15 protein-coding genes are annotated in these 13,237 nt (G+C 56.0%); 4 read left to right on the top strand and 11 right to left on the bottom strand.

Going from position 1 to position 13,237, the window contains the following annotated elements; genetic code table 11:
- The first annotated feature begins 6 nt into the window (after positions 1 to 6).
- Genes ACR6JA_RS02250 through ACR6JA_RS02235 form a run of 4 tightly spaced genes read left to right on the top strand, consistent with a single transcriptional unit; the run spans position 7 to position 3,621 of the window.
- Positions 7 to 1,038, top strand: coding sequence for a hemin-degrading factor (locus tag ACR6JA_RS02250; RefSeq protein ID WP_494493480.1), 1,032 nt, complete (start codon positions 7 to 9; stop codon positions 1,036 to 1,038).
- Positions 1,035 to 1,850, top strand: coding sequence for a heme/hemin ABC transporter substrate-binding protein (locus ACR6JA_RS02245; protein ID WP_494493479.1), 816 nt, complete (start codon positions 1,035 to 1,037; stop codon positions 1,848 to 1,850). The genes ACR6JA_RS02250 and ACR6JA_RS02245 overlap by 4 nt, the downstream gene beginning before the upstream one ends.
- Positions 1,851 to 1,885: 35 nt before the next feature.
- A complete protein-coding gene (locus ACR6JA_RS02240; RefSeq protein WP_494493599.1) occupies positions 1,886 to 2,845 on the top strand; it encodes a FecCD family ABC transporter permease in 960 nt (319 codons plus the stop codon).
- A complete protein-coding gene (locus ACR6JA_RS02235) occupies positions 2,842 to 3,621 on the top strand; it encodes a heme ABC transporter ATP-binding protein (protein WP_213715634.1) in 780 nt (259 codons plus the stop codon). The genes ACR6JA_RS02240 and ACR6JA_RS02235 overlap by 4 nt, the downstream gene beginning before the upstream one ends.
- On the opposite strand, the gene selO is transcribed toward ACR6JA_RS02235, so the two are convergent.
- From selO to ACR6JA_RS02180, 11 genes are all read right to left on the bottom strand, one after another.
- The gene (gene selO, locus ACR6JA_RS02230; RefSeq protein WP_494493478.1) at positions 3,622 to 5,067 is read right to left on the bottom strand and encodes a protein adenylyltransferase SelO; all 1,446 of its coding nucleotides are present in this window, start codon (positions 5,065 to 5,067) and stop codon (positions 3,622 to 3,624) included. It abuts the gene before it with no gap.
- A 64-nt stretch (positions 5,068 to 5,131) separates the two neighbouring features.
- Complete coding sequence (locus ACR6JA_RS02225; protein ID WP_213715636.1) at positions 5,132 to 5,863, bottom strand: EAL domain-containing protein; 732 nt, start codon at positions 5,861 to 5,863, stop codon at positions 5,132 to 5,134.
- A gap of 168 nt (positions 5,864 to 6,031) precedes the next feature.
- On the bottom strand, positions 6,032 to 7,006 hold the full coding sequence (locus tag ACR6JA_RS02220) for a LacI family DNA-binding transcriptional regulator (RefSeq protein WP_494493477.1): 975 nt from the start codon (positions 7,004 to 7,006) through the stop codon (positions 6,032 to 6,034).
- A gap of 125 nt (positions 7,007 to 7,131) precedes the next feature.
- The gene (locus ACR6JA_RS02215) at positions 7,132 to 7,593 is read right to left on the bottom strand and encodes a C40 family peptidase (RefSeq protein WP_008456552.1); all 462 of its coding nucleotides are present in this window, start codon (positions 7,591 to 7,593) and stop codon (positions 7,132 to 7,134) included.
- Between the two features lie 76 nt (positions 7,594 to 7,669).
- Positions 7,670 to 8,407 (bottom strand): vitamin B12 ABC transporter ATP-binding protein BtuD, encoded by a 738-nt coding sequence (btuD, locus tag ACR6JA_RS02210; protein ID WP_434082330.1) that lies wholly within the window; start codon positions 8,405 to 8,407, stop codon positions 7,670 to 7,672.
- A gap of 10 nt (positions 8,408 to 8,417) precedes the next feature.
- Positions 8,418 to 8,969 (bottom strand): glutathione peroxidase, encoded by a 552-nt coding sequence (locus ACR6JA_RS02205; protein ID WP_494493476.1) that lies wholly within the window; start codon positions 8,967 to 8,969, stop codon positions 8,418 to 8,420.
- A 26-nt stretch (positions 8,970 to 8,995) separates the two neighbouring features.
- A complete protein-coding gene (gene btuC / locus ACR6JA_RS02200) occupies positions 8,996 to 9,976 on the bottom strand; it encodes a vitamin B12 ABC transporter permease BtuC (protein ID WP_494493475.1) in 981 nt (326 codons plus the stop codon).
- Between the two features lie 102 nt (positions 9,977 to 10,078).
- A complete protein-coding gene (locus ACR6JA_RS02195) occupies positions 10,079 to 11,038 on the bottom strand; it encodes a bifunctional helix-turn-helix transcriptional regulator/GNAT family N-acetyltransferase (protein WP_494493474.1) in 960 nt (319 codons plus the stop codon).
- Between the two features lie 220 nt (positions 11,039 to 11,258).
- Positions 11,259 to 11,480: a DNA-binding transcriptional regulator gene (locus ACR6JA_RS02190; RefSeq protein ID WP_085542225.1), complete on the bottom strand. Its 222-nt coding sequence runs from the start codon at positions 11,478 to 11,480 to the stop codon at positions 11,259 to 11,261.
- Between the two features lie 75 nt (positions 11,481 to 11,555).
- Complete coding sequence (locus ACR6JA_RS02185; protein ID WP_494493473.1) at positions 11,556 to 12,731, bottom strand: phage late control D family protein; 1,176 nt, start codon at positions 12,729 to 12,731, stop codon at positions 11,556 to 11,558.
- Positions 12,731 to 13,225: a phage tail protein gene (locus ACR6JA_RS02180; RefSeq protein ID WP_494493472.1), complete on the bottom strand. Its 495-nt coding sequence runs from the start codon at positions 13,223 to 13,225 to the stop codon at positions 12,731 to 12,733. The genes ACR6JA_RS02185 and ACR6JA_RS02180 overlap by 1 nt, the downstream gene beginning before the upstream one ends.
- Positions 13,226 to 13,237 lie beyond the last annotated feature (12 nt).

Below are 13,237 nucleotides of genomic sequence, written 5' to 3'. Positions count from 1 at the left end.
TTATTCATGAGTCAGCGTTACGACAGCTGGATCCAGCTTAAGCAAGAACACCCGAAAAGATATGCCCGGGATATCGCCAAACTGATGCACATCAGCGAGGCGGAACTGACCCATGCCCGCGTCGGGCACGACGCATGGCGCCTGAATGGCGATGTGAAAGAGATCTTTGCCGCGCTGGAAGCCGTGGGGGAAACAAAGTGCATCTGCCGCAACGAATATGCCGTTCACGAGCAGGTAGGCCGCTTTGAGAACCAGCACCTTAACGGCCACGCCGGGCTGGTACTGAATCCTCGTGCGCTGGATCTGCGTTTGTTCCTGAACCAGTGGGCGAGCGTGTTCCACGTCCGGGAAGAGACCGCTCGCGGCGAACGCCAGAGCATTCAATTCTTTGACCATCAGGGTGATGCGCTGCTGAAGGTATACACCACCGACAACACCGATGTTGAAGCCTGGAGCCAGGTGCTGACGCGTTTCATCCACACCGACAATCCGGCGTTGGCGATCAAAGCCGTTGAAGAAGCGGTAATGACGCCTACGGTCGAGGCCGACAAAGTGGACGCAGAATGGCGCGCGATGACCGATGTACACCAGTTCTTCCAGCTGCTTAAACGCCATCAGCTGACTCGCCAGCAGGCTTTCCGCCTGGTGAAAGACGATCTGGCCTGTCGCGTAGATAACGAAGCGCTGTCCCAACTGCTGAACCAGGCGAAAGAAGACGGCAACGAGATCATGATTTTCGTCGGCAACCGCGGCTGCGTGCAGATCTTCACCGGTGAGATCCGCAAAGTGGTTCCGATGGAAAACTGGGTCAACGTATTCAACCCGGAATTCACCCTGCACCTGATGGGCGACACCATTGCCGAAAGCTGGGTAACCCGCAAACCAACCGCCGACGGCCACGTGACCAGCCTCGAGCTGTTTGCCGCCGATGGCACGCAAATTGCCCAGCTGTACGGCCAGCGTACCGAAGGCCAGCCGGAGCAGGAGCAGTGGCGTCTGCAAATTGAAGCCCTGATCGGCAAAGGGTTAGCGGCATGAAACGCCTGCTGCTCGCCATCCTCGCCCTGCCATTGATGGCAGGTGCGGCCGAGCGCGTGGTAACCATCGGTGGCGACGTCACCGAGATTGCCTGGGCTCTGGGTGCGGGTCAGGATGTGGTGGCTCGTGATAGCACGAGCCTTCATCCCGATGCCGTGAAAAAACTGCCGGATGTGGGCTACCTGCGCCAGCTTAATGCCGAAGGTATTCTAGCCATGCGCCCGACGCTGGTACTGGCCAGCGCTCAGGCTCAGCCATCCATGGCGCTGAAGCAGGTTGAGGCCAGCAAAGTGAAGGTGGTTACCGTTCCGGCGGAAAATAACCTCGAGAGCATTGATGCCAAAGTGGCTGCTGTGGCTACCGCGCTGGGTAAAACAGCCGAAGGCGACAAGCTGCGCAAAACGCTTCACGACCAGCTGGCGGCGATCCCGGCCAAACCGTTGGGCAAAAAAGTGCTGTTCATTATGAGCCACGGCGGCATGACCGCCATGGTTGCCGGGCAGGAAACCGCCGCGGATGCAGCAATTCACGCTGCCGGACTGGACAATGCCATGCAGGGCTTCAAGCGCTACCAGCCGCTGTCTCAGGAAGGCGTGATCGCCAGCAAACCTGACCTGATCCTGGTCACCACCGATGGGGTGAAAACCCTCGGCGGAGAAGCCAAAGTCTGGACATTGCCAGGGCTTGCGCAAACGCCAGCCGGGAAAAATAAACAGCTGATGGTCGTCGATGACATGGCGCTGCTCGGCTTTGGCATTGATACCCCGCAGACGATCCTCGCCCTGCGCAAAAAAGCGGAGCAACTGCCGTGATACGCCGACCTTTGCCTCACCATGCTCTGTGTTTGATGGGTCTGGTTTTGCTGGCAATGGCGCTTATTGCCGCTAACCTCGGCGCCATGCGGCTGTCCGTGGCCGTGCTGTGGCAGGCGCATGACGACACGTTGCGCGACATCTGGCTCAACATCCGTCTGCCGCGGGTGCTGTTGGCGGCGCTGATCGGCGGCGCGCTGGCGCTGTCGGGCTGCGTGATGCAGGGGTTGTTCCGTAACCCGCTTGCCGATCCGGGTCTGCTTGGGATCAGCAGCGGGGCCGCGCTGGCGGTGGGTCTGTCGATTGTTATGCCGCTGGCTCTGCCGGCGGTTTTGGCGCTTTATGCCCCTATGCTGGCAGCGTTTGTAGGCAGCCTGGCGGTGACGCTGGCGATTTTCCTGCTTAGCCGGAAAGGCACCAACAGTTTGTCTCGCCTGCTGCTGGTGGGCATCGCCATCAATGCGCTGTGCGGCGCGGCGGTTGGCGTGCTGTCGTGGATAAGCAACGACACTCAGCTGCGCCAGCTTTCTCTGTGGGGCATGGGGAGCCTGGGCCAGGCACAATGGTCCACGCTGCTCGCCACCGCGTCGCTTATTCTTCCTGCAAGCCTGGGTATCTGGCTGCTTTCAAAGCGCCTGAATTTGCTCCAGCTTGGTGATGAGGAGGCGCATTATCTGGGCGTGGATGTCAAAACAACCCAGCGGCATTTGCTGATCCTGAGCGCATTGTTGGTTGCTGCGGCGGTAGCCATCAGCGGCGTGATCGGCTTCGTTGGTCTGGTGGTTCCGCATCTGATGCGCATGTGGCTTGGGTCCGATCATCGCTGGCTGGTGCCCGGCTCCGTGCTGGCCGGTGCCATGCTGCTGTTGGTAGCCGATACGCTGGCGAGAACGATTGTCGCGCCAGCAGAAATGCCGGTGGGCCTGTTGACCAGCCTGATAGGCGGCCCCTGGTTCCTGGCAATGATCTTTCGCAGCAAGGAGAGCGCGAGATGAATGAAGTTCTGTCCACGCACGATATTTCGCTGAAGCTGGGCCACCGTTATCTGATTGATAACGTCAATGTCAGCCTGAAACCGGGTGAAGTTGTGGCGCTGATTGGCCCAAACGGCGCGGGCAAATCCACGCTGTTGCGGCTGTTAACCGGCTTTCAACAGCCTGACAGCGGGCACGTTGCGCTGGCAGGCCAGGATTTGAATCAGTGGTCCAACGAAGCACTGTCCCGCAAACGGGCGGTGATGCGCCAGCAAAGCAGCATGGCGTTTAGCTGGACGGTAGAAGACGTGATCGCTATGGGCCGTGCCCCGTGGCCGCAGGCGTCAACGGCCAGCGTCGTGGCGGAAGTCATGGCGCTGACCGGGTGCGACTCTCTGAGCGGCAGAGATTTTTGTCGTCTGTCAGGCGGCGAGCAACAGCGGGTGCAGCTTGCCCGGGCGCTGGCGCAGCTTTGGTGCGACGGGCAGCCTCACGGCTGGCTGTTTCTGGACGAGCCTACGTCGGCGCTGGATCTCTACCACCAGCAGCATGTGCTGCGCCTGCTGCGTCGCCTGGCGCAAACAGGGACGTTATCGGTCTGTGTTGTGCTGCACGATTTAAATCTGGCGGCACTCTGGGCCGACCGTATCGTGCTATTACATAAAGGCAGGCTGGTGGCAGACGGAACGCCTGATGAAGTGCTGGAAGAGCAAACGTTGCAGCGCTGGTACCAGGCCGATCTGCGGGTGTTCCGACATCCGGAACACCCGGTTCCTCAGGTAGGCCTGCGCCAGTGATCAGCTTGAACAGCTGACTTCCAGTCGTTTTCCCCAGTCAGGTGGGCGCTGCGTCATCTCGTCCTCACGATCGGAGAACGGCTGGAGCAGCGCCTCGTGGAGTTTAGCCAGTTCACGAGTATCGCCCTTTTCGGCAGCTTCGATTGCCCGCTGTGCCAGCCAGTTGCGTAAGACCAGCGCTGGGTTCACCGCCTGCATTTTCTGCTGGCGTTCGGCATCACTCACCTGCTCCGCCTGAAGCCGCTCACGATAGCGCCCAAACCAGGCATCAAAACTTGCCCTGTCGATAAATTCATCCCGCAGCGGCGACGCCGCCCTGAGCTGCTCCGTCACGCTCAGCATACGGAAGGTACGCGTGTAATCGCTGCCTTCTTTGCTCATCAGGGCGAAGAGCTCACTCAGGATTTGGTTATCGGCCTGCTGTTCGGTGAAAAGCCCCAGTTTGGCGCGCATCCGCTGGCCAAAAGCACGCATAATTGCCGGCTGGTAGCCATCCAGAATCGCGTTCAGCTTCTCGGCAGTAATAAACGGCGACAGCGTCTGCGCCAGGCGCTGCAGGTTCCACAGCCCTACCGCTGGCTGGTTGTCGAAGGCATACCGGCCCTGGTAGTCGGAATGGTTACAGATAAATTCAGGCTGATAGTCGTCGAGGAAGCCATACGGGCCGTAGTCCATGGTCAGGCCAAGAATCGACATGTTGTCGGTGTTCATTACCCCGTGGGCAAAGCCCACCGTTTGCCAGCTGGCAATGAGCGCTGCGGTACGCGCCACCACGTCGGTAAACCACAGCTCATAGCGTTCTTCAAGTCCCTGCAAATGCGGCCAGTGGTGACGAATGGCGTAATCGGCAAGCTGCTGAACTTTTTCCGGCTCGCGGCGATAGTAGAAATGCTCAAAATGCCCAAAACGCAGATGGCTTTCGGACACCCGCAGCAGCATTGCCCCCTGCTCAACCGTTTCACGCTGTACCGGCGTATCGCTGGTGACGATAGTTAATGCTCGCGTCGTCGGAATGCCTAAAGCATGCATGGCTTCGCTGGCGAGAAATTCGCGAATAGTGGAGCGCAACACGGCCCGGCCATCGCCCATGCGTGAGTACGGCGTCAAGCCAGCGCCTTTGAGATGCCAGTCAACCTTGCGCCCGTCCGCCAGCTGTTGCTCTCCCAGTAAAATACCGCGCCCGTCCCCCAGTTGCCCTGCCCAGACGCCGAACTGGTGCCCGCTATAAACCTGGGCGAGCGGCTGCATGCCGGGCAGCAGCGTTTCGCCACTCCAGATCCCCTGCTGTGGTGCAGCAAAAAACGAGGCGTTAATCCCCAGATCGTCTGCCAGCGGCTGACTGTGATAAAGCAGCCGGGCATTTTTCAGCGGCGTGGGGGTTAATTCGCTGTAGAATCCCGGCAGCTCATCGTGCCAGGTATTCAGAAAAGCTAAAGTATTGGTCATGGTTCCTCCGCCCGACAGTGTAGCCCCAGTAATGCATTTTAAACACAGTCGAGCAGCAGGGGCTTTAGTGAACCAGACCTTCATGAGGGGGGAAAAGTGAGGCCAGTTCTTCCGGCGGCACCAGCGGCCAGAGTTTGCCCTGCATAGCGGCAAAGCCTAAACCCTGCACTTTACGCCGCGCGCTGGCGGTATCTATCCCGGCAATCAACAAAGCCTGACAAAACGGCGAAACCTGCCCAAGAATGGCAAGCATAAAGGGCGAGAAAGTGCGGCCCGGTAGCTGTTTCTGAACAAAAAATCGGTCCATGATCACATGCCGGAACAGACCATCAAAAATTGATTTTGTGGTAGCATTCCCTGCACCAAAGTCAGCCAAACCGAGTGGGAAACGTTCAGCCAGCCAGGCCAGTCTTAAATTCGTTTTGCCGCTATTTAAATCAGGAAAGCTTTCGCTAATCATTAATTCAATAAACGGTAAAGCCTTTAGCCGGATATATAAACCCTGGTTGTTAATTAGCGCGTCAATAATAGTTTCATTAATATGAACCCAGACAACAAGATGCCGGGTGATAAAGAAATTCTGATGTTCTTCTATTTGCGTTAATTTTTCTCTAAACAGTTCGAGATGCTGTTCCGGCGCAAGATGAGGAATTAACAATTCGGTTGGAATACGAACCGGCGCGTCGGCCCCCACGAAGTTAGCAACGATTTCGACGCCCAAAATGCTATCATCCGGCCTGACGGCGGGGCGATAGTAGAGGTGAGAACAATAAACACTATCAAGTGAAACAATCATTTTGCCAGCCCTGTGGATTTCTGGTTGGACGGCAGAGAGATACAGCGCCAATCCGAAAATAGTCGGATAGCTGCTATCGCTGTGAATTTCACACTCATCCCTGAAACGTTTAAGCTTTATGTTTTAATAACTTTTAGCTTATCCTGGATATCCGTACATAGCCAGTTTTTAACGTAAATTCCGGACGGAATCACGAGCAATAATGCAAGGTAAAAAAGATTCATTCTCACAATGCTCATTCAGTAATTTACGCGTGGCAAAGCGGGCCATATCGCCTATTGGGAAATAAACGCTGGTTAACGCGGGGCGAACAAATGCCGCACGATCGCCACTGTCATAACAAATAAGGGATATATCCAAAGGAATGCGTAAGCCCCGCTCGGTAATGGCCAGCATCGCCCCGACGGCCATCTCTTCGTTACAGCAATAAAGGGCGCTGATTTTATATTCATCCAGCAAGGCAGAGGTTTGCCGATAGCCGCTGGGCATATCGTACTCCCCTTCCACCACCGCCACCGGGGTAATGCCCTGCTCTTCCATGGCATCGAGAAAGCCCTGGCGTCGTAAGAGGCTGGAGGCGCGCTGGGTCGGGCCATGCAGGCAGGCTATTGCCAGATGCCCGGCATCCAGCAAATAGCGGGTGGCCATGTGGCTGGCAAGACGATGATCGAAGACCACGCAGCGCGAGTTTAATGCGGGCACGTCTCTGTCGAGGACGATAAACCGGTTACCTCGTTCCGCCAGTTGAAGCAGCGTTTCGTCCGCGATGGCACGGACATGGAGAATCAAGCCATCACAGCGCAGATTGTAGAGTCGCTGAATGGCATTGCGCTCGTTCTCTTCTACGCCACGCCCCTGCGTCACCAGCAGTTGCTTGCCGTGGGATTCAGCTTCGCTTTGCACCGTATCCATCAGCGTCCCGAAGAAGCCCCCGGTGTATGACGTGGTTACCAGACCAATGGAATGGCTCTGGCTGGACGCCAGCGCTCTGGCTGCAGGATTGGGGGAATAGCCCAGTTCAGCAATCGCGGCCTCCACTTTAACGCGGGTTTGCGATTTAACCTTAGTGTCGCCATTCACCACGCGGGATACGGTGGCGCGGGAGACGCCAGCCTGGGCAGCAACATCTTCGAGGGTGACCATGAAACAATCCTTAGCGGGAAAAGCACAACGCATCCCGATATTACCTGATATTGCCAATACCGTTGACGTTGCCCGCAGATTTGCGGGAACGGTCACGATTTTCAGTCAAGAAAAAACAGGAAAGGCTATATGCGGCGGGCTTGCCAGAATTTTTTACGCCAGTAGACGTTGTCCAGTGAGGAACGCATAACGCCGCGACTGGTAGACGCGTGAATAAAGGTGTTATCGGTATCATAAATGCCGACGTGCAGGCCGCTTTCGCCCGAGCCGGTTTTGAAGAACACCAGATCGCCAGGCAGCAGGTCGTCTTTATCGATTTTTGTGCCGATTTCTGCCTGCTCGCTGGTCATGCGCGGCAGCATCAGATCGAACCTGTCGCGGAAGGTCATCAGCACGAAGCCGGAACAGTCCACGCCGCGGCGACTCATGCCACCGTAGGTGTACGGCGTGCCGTGCCAGCTGCGGAGCTGATCGTTTAGCTGAGCGATAACGGTGATGGAATCGGAAAGCCTGGCGTTCGGATGAGGGGCATTATGACTACACCCCACCAACACTATGCATGCCACTGCAATAAGCCACAAACGCATTTTCAGACAACTCCCGGTCTTGCTGTTTCCAGTAATTTAGCCTGTCGCCCCGAATTATTGCAAGCTTTCCACGATGTTATAACGGGCTTATCAGCATACTGTGCCCTTCGATACGCAATAGTCGGAACGGCATTTGGTAAGCTGCAGCTAAATTTTTCGGCGTCAGCACTTCATCCTTCGGCCCCTGAGCGATCATTTTTCCCTCACGCAAGAGCCACACTTTATGGGCATGACGCAGGCTATGGTTCAAATCATGGCTGCTCATCACTACCGCAATACCCGCCTCACAAAACGCAAGCAACAGGCGATCTAATGCGGCCTGCTGGGCGACATCAAGACTGTTCATCGGCTCATCCAGCAGCAAGAGCTGCCCTTCGGGATTGGCCGAGGGATCAATCTGCAGCAGCACGGCGGCAAGGCGAACGCGCTGCCATTCACCGCCGGAAAGCTGGTTGACCGACCGGGTCAGTTTGTCTGAGAGCCATAGCGACGCAGCCAGACGCAGCATTGCCGCTTCGGACTCAGGCGAGGATTGATGTAGCTGCAGATAATGCCAGACGGGCATTGCAAAAGGAGGAAGCTGCTGCTGGCTTAGCCAGGCTCGATGTCGGGAAAGCCCGGCAGGCAACCAGTCGTCAAGCGACTGCTGGTTAAACAGAAGGCTGCCTTGCCCGGCGCTTAACCCTGCCATTCGCGTGAGCAGCGTGCTCTTACCTGCCCCGTTCGGCCCGACAAGATGGATAAGTTCTCCGGGCTCCACCGCCGCAGATATTGGTCCAACCCGGCCCGCGACGGTGACGCCTGTCAGCTGCAGCAGGGACAACTTATTTAGCCAACGCCTGTTTAATAGCGTCCAGCACCACAGGATCTTCCGGCGTCATGTCCGGAGAGAAACGCTGAATCACTTTGCCATCACGGCCAATCAGGAATTTTTCGAAATTCCACAGGATGTCGTCAGGGTAAAGCGGGCCACGCCCTTTGCTGCTCATTCGCTCCAGAAAACCGCTACCTTCCGGGGCAACGGCTGCCGGGCGCGCATCAATCAGTTTCTGATAAAACGGATGGCGGTGCTCGCCGTTGACATCGATTTTGCTAAACAGCGGGAACGTCACGCCGTAGGTGGTGCTGCAGAAGGTTTTAATTTCTTCGCTGCTGCCAGGCTCTTGTCCCAGGAACTGATTACATGGGAAACCAAGCACGCTGAACCCCTGAGCTTCAAAGTCTTTTTGCAGGTTTTCCAGTTGCTCATACTGCGGCGTCAGGCCGCACCTGGAAGCGACGTTCACCACCAGCAGCACTTTTCCCTGCCAGCTCTCCAGCGTGGTGTTTTCGCCGTCAATGGTGGTGACTTCGTTATTCAGAACATTGCTTTGCATATCATCCTCTTCCTCTGTGAGCCGAATTAACGTCCGGCTTTCAATAATAGCCAGATAAACACCGGCGCGCCGAGCGTAGCGGTGACTACGCCAATGGGCAGCTCGGCGGAACTTAGCGCAAGCCTTGCCACTACATCCGCGCCGGTTAAGGCCGCGGCCCCAGCCAGCGCACTGGCAGGCAGCAAAACGCGATGATCGGTTAACCCCGCGAGTCGCAGCATGTGCGGGATCACCAGACCGACAAATCCAATCGCGCCGGCAAGCGCCACGCTGACGCCAACCAGCCAGCCGGTAGCCACAACCAAAATATTGCGCCACAGCCAGACGGAAAGCCCCAACTGCCGGGCTGAGTTTTCTCCGAGCGCCATCAGGTTGAGCGGCGCATGCTGTCGGCACAGCCAGACCACCACCGGCAGCAGCGTCACCATCAGCCAGCCCTGACGCCAGTCCACGCCGCCAAAGCCGCCCATCATCCAGTACATTAGCTGGCGCAGGTCGAGACTTGAGCTAAAGTAGACCGCCCAGGTCATCAGGGCACTACAAATAATGCCGAGGGCGACACCTGCAAGTAATAGACGACTGGTGGAGAGATGACGACGGGAAAAACGTAACAGAATAAAAGTGATCGCTAAGGCACCGAGAATGGCGCACAACCCAAGCACCCAGCCTGGCAGCATCCCCTGCCCGAGCAACAGGGCAACAACCAGCGCAACGCCGGCGCCGTTGGAGACGCCAAGTAAACCGGGTTCGGCCAGCGGATTTTCAAACAGCGACTGCATAATCGTGCCGGTCACGGCCAGAGCCGCCCCCACCAGCAGGACGGCCAACGTTCGCGGCAGGCGGATTTGCCAGATAAAGAGCCGGGCCTCATCATTCCACCAGGAAAGAGGGGAAAACCAGACATCCCCGGCGCACAGGCTCAAGGCCAGCATCGTCGCCGTGGCAAAGACCAGGGCAACTAGCCAGCGTCGCTCAAACCTGCGTTGTCTGGTTACAAAATTCAGCATTCCGTAAAGGCTCCCCCTGCCCCGTTTATGCGCCTGATTTTACGGGGAGTTCGCCGAAGAGAACAAGCAAAGAAAAGGCCTTAATACCACGCCTGTCCCGAATTACTTTTCTACTGGCCGTTTACGAGTGAACTGCTGCTCCAGCATTGAGCTTCCCCATTGCTCGCCCTGCCATTCCCTGGTTAGCTTGAATCCCATCGACTCATAAAGATGGCGAGCTGCATCCAGTCCGCTAAAAGTCCACAGCTGCACGGCGGAAAACCCATGTTCATCGCAAAAGCGCATGGCCTCACGTAAAAGCGCTCGCCCGATACCGCTGCCACGGCACTCATCGTCGAGAATAAACCAGCGTAAATGGGCTTCGTGATTGCCCAGATCCTCACCATCGATGGATACAGAGCCCACTATTTTGCCGTTGTGGAGCACCACCCAGATGCGGTTACACGGGCGATCCAGCCGCCCTGAAAACTCCGCCAGCCCGGCGGCGACTTTCCCTTCAAAAAAATAGCCGAAGTTATAATACTTTGAGTAATAGTTAGCGTGCATTTCCGCCACGCGGCCAATCACGCCCGGCTGGTATCCCGTCATTATCTCGAAGTTTTTTCTTCCCTCGCCGCTCGTCAACTCACCACGACAGGCTTTCAGCGCCTGAGCATAGTTCGACAGGCCAGCAGCTACAGATTGCTGCGCCTGAGCATTCAGGTGCACCAGAGCCTTCTCTACACGCATTCTGCCGTATCTGTGGATTTCCCTGACCGTTTGTTTACCCTGGGTGGTCAAACGGAGCCGCCTGGCTCTGGCGTCTTCGTCTGAAACGCTCTCGAACAGCTCTCCCGCCTTGCGTAGTTTGCCTATCATTCGGCTGACGCTCGACTTCTCCAGACCAAGAATCTGGACCAGATCGGCCGCAGTGACGTTCTCCCGTGAATCAATTTCCAGCAAAGCATGTACCGCAGAAGCAGAGTAGTTCGTGGCGGCAAGCGTTGAGTTCAGAAAACCAAGCTCGCGTACAACCTGGCGCGACGAGGCGCGTATAGATTCGATTAGGGTGCTGTCAGACATGATCGATACCGTTAAAATATGGTTGTACAATACAACCATTTGGGAGAAATGTTTGTCAAGCGCATGTCATTAAGCAATAGGACTTAAAAGCAAAAGAAAAAGGCCGCGAATGCGGCCTTCATTTTTAAACCTAGCAAATTGAAATAAAAGGATTTATTTCTGGTCACGTCCACATGCTGACCACATCAGCATAAAACCCCTCTTCTGAGGGGTTTTATTTTTACATCCAGTGAATTTGTTGTTGGCCGCCAGTCGCTGGGTGAGGCAGCACCGGGTTTATTTCCCCTGGTTTTACGATGTAATGCTTTACGGTCTCAAACGTTACAAAGGTAGCGCTACAATTCACGTTCTGGCATTGATGATAACGCTCTTTGGTCGTGTCCCCCATATAGCGACTGGTTCGGGCATGGGCGGCAGTTTTGCATAATGGACAATGAAACATCTAACACCTCGGGTGATTAGCTTGATGACTTTATTTTAACGAAATAATATTTAAAAACAATGAATTGAAATAAAATCAATCTTCCCTATCTACGTCATAACTGACATCATTTAACCGCACCTCAAGCTCTAATCCCGTCGTGTAGCCGTTATTGGTTAGCGAATGGGTTACCTTTGTGATCGTCCAGTCCTGTTCGTCTATGACGCGCTTAAAGCCCGAGACACGCGCCGGGGTTTCCGGGTAGATATCTGCACGTCCCAAAGCCAGCGAGACAGAAAACTCCGCGACCCCGCGCTGCAGCTTGTCCCACTTTGCCTGGGCGGCGCGCATGGCCTGCGCCTTTGACGCATAAATCGTGGTCAGAGCGAAAACATTATCCTCGGTGCCGGTCATGTATTCCCCTTCGCGGGCTTCCTGCTCTTTGACCTTCTTTGCCTTTGCCTTGCTTACCGGCGTCGCTTTTGGGTGTTCCAGCGCGCGAAAATGCATCTCTTTGGGTTTGCGCTTCACCTTCACCTGTTGCTTTTGTTTCTCTGGCTTCGGGTCTTTGGTATGCAGCCATTTAGCCGTAACGCCGGTGTATGCGCCCCGGTCAGCGATAGAGAAGCTGTGACGGTCGCCAGAGCTGCGCTTGATGGTAATGGCTGAGATAGGTTTACCGCTGGCCGTGACGCCGTTCCCAGCCTTAAGCATCATGAGACGACCGGCCTTGACCGATACCTCTGCGCCGTTCCGCTCGGCCATTCGGGTAAGGAATTTGGCGTCTGACTCTTGCGCCTGGTCGATGTGTGAAATTTTAATCCCTTTCAGCACATCGGCGACCGCTGGCTCCAGTTTGTTTCGCCCGGCAATGGTCGCCACAATTTCCCCCAGGGTTGTATCGTGATAAGAGGCTTCCCGGCGCGAGTTCAGCGAGCCACGAAAATCAGCACTACGCGCCCGGATCGTAACTTCATCCGGCGCGCCCCGGTGCTCAATCTCATCAACCGTAAATTGCCCCTTACCGATAAGCGCCTCACCTTTCCATCCGAGGAACAAAGTCAGCACCGCGCCGCGTAACGGGAGCTCAATCAGGCCGTCACTGTCATCGAGCTCAATGTCGAGCTGGTCGGCCTCAAATCCGCGGTTGTCAGTCATGCTCAGATTGAGAAGCCGGTCGCTAATATTCTGCGTAATATCTTTATTTTCCAGCCGGAGCAAAAAGGCCGGCGTCGCGGTTGCCCCGGCATCAGATAAAACTGTATTGAGCATCAGAATAATCCTCCGGCTGCGCCACTCACTTTCGAAACCACATCCCCGGCCATGTCACGGGCTTTCCCGACCAGGCTCTCGGCCTGCTTACCAATATCCCCGAACATATTCGCGAGTGACTCATCCACGCGGGTGAGCTCCAGCGTAAAATCTATTTTTCTGGCCGTGCCGTCGTTAAAAAATTCCGCATTGGTCTGACGCACCGAGTTAACGGCAAACATCCCGTAAATCGTGCCGGTTCCCTCAATCAGTGACCAGGCTTTCCCCTCGTCAGCCATGAGCTTTAAAGTCAGCAGCGAAAACCGCCCCCCGGTGAGCTCCGGGTAAAGTGTCCCGCTCAGCGTGATTTTTTCCTCCTCCACGCCGAGAAACTGAAAAGCCGGGCGCGCACCGACTCGGCTGTTTGACGGCCAGCGCCAGCTAATATCATGTTGCATCGACTGATACGGCAGCGTCTGACGCATAAAAACAAAAAGACCTAGTGCGAGCATCATCGTTAATTCCTC

The sequence above is a fragment of the Cedecea sp. B1(4) genome (genome assembly GCF_059414925.1).
The sequence above is the reverse complement of the archived record's forward strand: the minus strand, read 5'-3'. Positions and strand labels throughout refer to the sequence as shown.

Coding starts and splice junctions, on each gene's coding strand:
- ACR6JA_RS02250 (WP_494493480.1), top strand. CDS start 7: ATGAGTCAGCGTTACGACAGCTGGATCCAGCTTAAGCAAGAACACCCG.
- ACR6JA_RS02245 (WP_494493479.1), top strand. CDS start 1,035: ATGAAACGCCTGCTGCTCGCCATCCTCGCCCTGCCATTGATGGCAGGT.
- ACR6JA_RS02240 (WP_494493599.1), top strand. CDS start 1,886: ATGGGTCTGGTTTTGCTGGCAATGGCGCTTATTGCCGCTAACCTCGGC.
- ACR6JA_RS02235 (WP_213715634.1), top strand. CDS start 2,842: ATGAATGAAGTTCTGTCCACGCACGATATTTCGCTGAAGCTGGGCCAC.
- selO (WP_494493478.1), bottom strand. CDS start 5,067: ATGACCAATACTTTAGCTTTTCTGAATACCTGGCACGATGAGCTGCCG.
- ACR6JA_RS02225 (WP_213715636.1), bottom strand. CDS start 5,863: ATGATTGTTTCACTTGATAGTGTTTATTGTTCTCACCTCTACTATCGC.
- ACR6JA_RS02220 (WP_494493477.1), bottom strand. CDS start 7,006: ATGGTCACCCTCGAAGATGTTGCTGCCCAGGCTGGCGTCTCCCGCGCC.
- ACR6JA_RS02215 (WP_008456552.1), bottom strand. CDS start 7,593: ATGCGTTTGTGGCTTATTGCAGTGGCATGCATAGTGTTGGTGGGGTGT.
- ACR6JA_RS02205 (WP_494493476.1), bottom strand. CDS start 8,969: ATGCAAAGCAATGTTCTGAATAACGAAGTCACCACCATTGACGGCGAA.
- btuC (WP_494493475.1), bottom strand. CDS start 9,976: ATGCTGAATTTTGTAACCAGACAACGCAGGTTTGAGCGACGCTGGCTA.
- ACR6JA_RS02195 (WP_494493474.1), bottom strand. CDS start 11,038: ATGTCTGACAGCACCCTAATCGAATCTATACGCGCCTCGTCGCGCCAG.
- ACR6JA_RS02190 (WP_085542225.1), bottom strand. CDS start 11,480: ATGTTTCATTGTCCATTATGCAAAACTGCCGCCCATGCCCGAACCAGT.
- ACR6JA_RS02185 (WP_494493473.1), bottom strand. CDS start 12,731: ATGCTCAATACAGTTTTATCTGATGCCGGGGCAACCGCGACGCCGGCC.
- ACR6JA_RS02180 (WP_494493472.1), bottom strand. CDS start 13,225: ATGATGCTCGCACTAGGTCTTTTTGTTTTTATGCGTCAGACGCTGCCG.